3 protein-coding genes are annotated in these 3,316 nt (G+C 54.0%); all 3 read left to right on the plus strand.

Features of this window, described 5'->3' with window-relative positions:
- Nucleotides 1-2,116 (plus strand): hypothetical protein (locus GXP58_11915; GenBank protein ID NOY54300.1); only part of this gene is annotated, 2,116 nt, incomplete at its 5' end.
- A gap of 481 nt (nucleotides 2,117-2,597) precedes the next feature.
- Nucleotides 2,598-2,933 (plus strand): hypothetical protein, encoded by a 336-nt coding sequence (locus tag GXP58_11920; protein ID NOY54301.1) that lies wholly within the window; start codon nucleotides 2,598-2,600, stop codon nucleotides 2,931-2,933.
- Between the two features lie 49 nt (nucleotides 2,934-2,982).
- Nucleotides 2,983-3,316, plus strand: a 334-nt coding sequence (locus tag GXP58_11925; protein ID NOY54302.1) for a hypothetical protein, incomplete at its 3' end; no start/stop codon positions are given.

A 3,316-nucleotide genomic window follows, 5' to 3' on the forward strand; every position in this document is an offset into this window, starting at 1 on the left:
GATCAATCCCGGGGCGACGGAGGTCCCCTATAACGGGATCGATGAGGACTGCAGCGCGGTTGAAATATTCAAGTATAATATGGAACATGGGCTTGCAGGTCAGGATGCCCTGCCTGATCCTCATCCGGATGATGATCTCGATCATGATGGTTACACGAGAGATGAGGATTGCGATGATCTGAACCCGGATGTGAATCCCGCCGCTGTTGAGGTCGGTTCTTTGGCTTCGGACGGGATCGACAACAACTGTAATGGAAAGACCGATGAAGAATGGAAAGACCTTCCCGATGGGAGTTTCGTCTTCATCGCGGATCCGGACCAGGAGCATATCGACTCCGGCAAGTCGGCAGGACTGCAGACCTATTTCTATATGGGGAGCAAGTGGCAGGCATTGACGGGGACCAACAACCTGCCGATGCTGGACAATCCGGATACGGGCAAAGACCTTATGCCGGCCGGCCTGATCTATTTTACATCGTCAGGGGATAACCTGCAGATCCTGGGGCAGCCGAAAACGACCGATTCCCTGGGGAATCTCGTTTATCCGGGAGATTACCGGATCGCCAAGTTTACTTCCCCCGGCGGGGAGTATACTTCCTATCTGCAGGCGCCTCTCAGTAAAGGCAAGTACAGTGGACAGGAGAGCGGTACGCCAGGGAAGCTGGAGTTTGACCTGCACACGGCGGAAGCGGATACGCAGTATGCCGGAATCAACATTCCCTTCCCCTACAGTCCGCTTGGGACGGAAGCCTATACGAACAAAAATGGTGAAGTCCACAGCGGGGTGCGGGCACAGTATCTGGGGACCTCGGCGGATATCGATATCAATGGTGACGGGACGAAGGATGGCAAGTTCGATTACTGGTCCGTAACCCTGGCGGCGGCCGGAAATGTACCGAATACGGTCCCCGGTTTTGCCGATGCGCCTTTCGGTCATGTCATGAAAGGATGGATCGTATATCTTGGTCCAAAGAAGAATGCTCCGCCCACGGCCGATGCCGGACCCGACCAAGAGGTTGAGGTCGGTACGGCCGGAACAACAGTTACCCTTGACGGTACGGGAAGTACCGATCCGGAAGATGGCACCCCGGCAGTATATTCGTGGAGCCTTGTCAAGAAGCCCTTGGGAAGCCGGACGGTCATTCTGAATCCCGGCGATCCGTCTGTTGATGTGACTTTGGACAAGATCGGATTCTATGCCTTTCAGCTTTCCGTGAAAGACAGCCAGGGGGCGGTCAGCCCGAATGATGAAGTTTCCGTCATTGCATTTGCGAAAACTTCTCTAACGGAATCGATTGATAGCGACCGTGATGGGATTCCGGATGATCAGGAATTAGGGACGGAATCGGCGAATCCCGATTCCGATGGTGATGGGACTCTGGATGGAGAAGATGTTGCCGACGGGTCCTCCCCGGTGACAGTCGATTCCGACAATGATGGGATTACCGACGGCCTGGATTATTTTCCGGTGAACAGTGACCTCTCCTTTGTTACAGAGAGTCACACGCAGGTGATGACGAATATTGAGTCGGTCCTGGGTGAGAAAGTCCGTGTGCAGGTTGGAAAAACCACGGGCAAGAATCGGGAAAATGGTGAGATCAGCACGCTCAGCAACCAGGCCGATATGAGCTATTTCAAAATCGTGGATCCTTCCGACCCGAGTCTGAGCGGGGTTGATCTTCCGGATGGCGCATTGGTCCTGGCATATAATATCGAGTACAATCTGAATACCTTTGCGCCCGGTGCCTCGGTGGCGGTGACGATCGATGTCCCCTCCGGGATTTCCAGTCCGGCGGTCTTCAAGGTCGTGGGGGGCGTACTTCAGAGATTCCCGGCCCGTGTTGATATGGCGGGAAGCGGCACGATCATGTTTAATGTTACGGATGGAGGTGCCGGGGATGAGGACGGAACCGCGAATGGTATTATCGTCGATCCCATTGTGCTGGGTCAGGCCGGGACGGGTGCAGATGTCGTCAACGTCTCAAGTAGTGGCGGTGGCAGCGGCGGTGGGTGTGCCGTTTCCGCACAGCCGGATGCAGCCGATGTCCTGCTTCTCCTTCTGCCGCTCTTTGCCTTGGCCGGTACGAGATGGGCGAGAAAACGGTTGAATAAGTAAAGAGTGTCTGCTTTCCGGGCGGGGGATTTCTCCGCCCGGGATTTTTGATGAAGTCGTAAAAAGTCCGTTCGACCCTTCGACCCTTCGGCCGGCTCAGGACAGGCGTACTCAGGGCGAACGGTGTAAGTCATTGANNNCCGTTCGTGTGGTTCGGCAAGCTCACCATGCTCGGAAGCCTGTCGAACCATGAACGGAATCCGAAAAACGACTTTTTACGAGACCATCATTTTTAAAGAGGATAAAATCCCCCCTCACCCCCCTTTTGTGTACACAAGGCACAAAGGGGCAAAGGAACATAGGCACAAAGTTTAAGGCCAGGAACAACAAGACGGGGAATATAATGAAGGGGGACGGAGGGGGATGAGTCCTTTTTGCCTCCCCCTTTGTGAAAGGGGAATTGAGGGGGATTGAAGATATGTTTTTCATGAGGTTTGGTTTTATTGCCGAGATCTGACGGCTGAATTAAGAGGGAGGGTGGAGGATGAAAAGATTTTTAACAGGTTTTGCAGTTTTGTTTGTTTCCGTTCTGATGGCCTCCAGTGCCATGGCCACAAGGGGGCCGTCCCCCCATGCCTTCGGGACCCGGGAGACGGGTTTGGGCGGTGCTTTTGATGCGATTTCCGACGACGCCATCTCGCCGGCGGCCTACAACCCGGCCGGTCTGACCCAGGTCAAGAACAAGCGTTTCGACATGGATATGATCTTCCTCCGGTCCTACCAGAATTTTACGAACCGGAATAAACAATCCCCAGAACGGACAGAACGGCATAGCTACATCAGGTGGATTCCTCCCGAAAGCTTACCTCCTGCTGAATAACAATACGGACGCCCGGACGGCGAAGAACAACTACTTCATTATGGGGGGCATGGGCTATGCCATGCGTCTGAGCAGTAAGGCTGTTTTTGGGATAGGATTTATCGGGAAGGCCGGCGGCGGGGTGTTTTTTAAGCCGAAAGAAACGCCATTCTCTTTTATACGGCCCTATGATGCAGAACTGACCGCTAATCAAACCGATGATAGGCTGGTCCCGATAGTAAATACCAGGAGGACCACAATCTCCGGTTCTGCGACGACCTTGAGTGGGTTTACGGACAGTACAGGAACAGCCCGTGTATCGAGGGAGGCCTATATGGTCAGTGCGGAGTATTCAACGGATTTAAAGATCCCTGAGATCGGGCCGGCCATCGGCTATAAGGTGA

This window comes from Deltaproteobacteria bacterium, from assembly GCA_013151235.1.
GTDB lineage: Bacteria > CG2-30-53-67 > CG2-30-53-67 > CG2-30-53-67 > CG2-30-53-67 > JAADIO01.

Bases quoted from the DNA above. Each gene is read 5' to 3' on its own strand.
- GXP58_11920 (NOY54301.1), top strand. From the start codon at position 2,598: ATGAAAAGATTTTTAACAGGTTTTGCAGTTTTGTTTGTTTCCGTTCTG.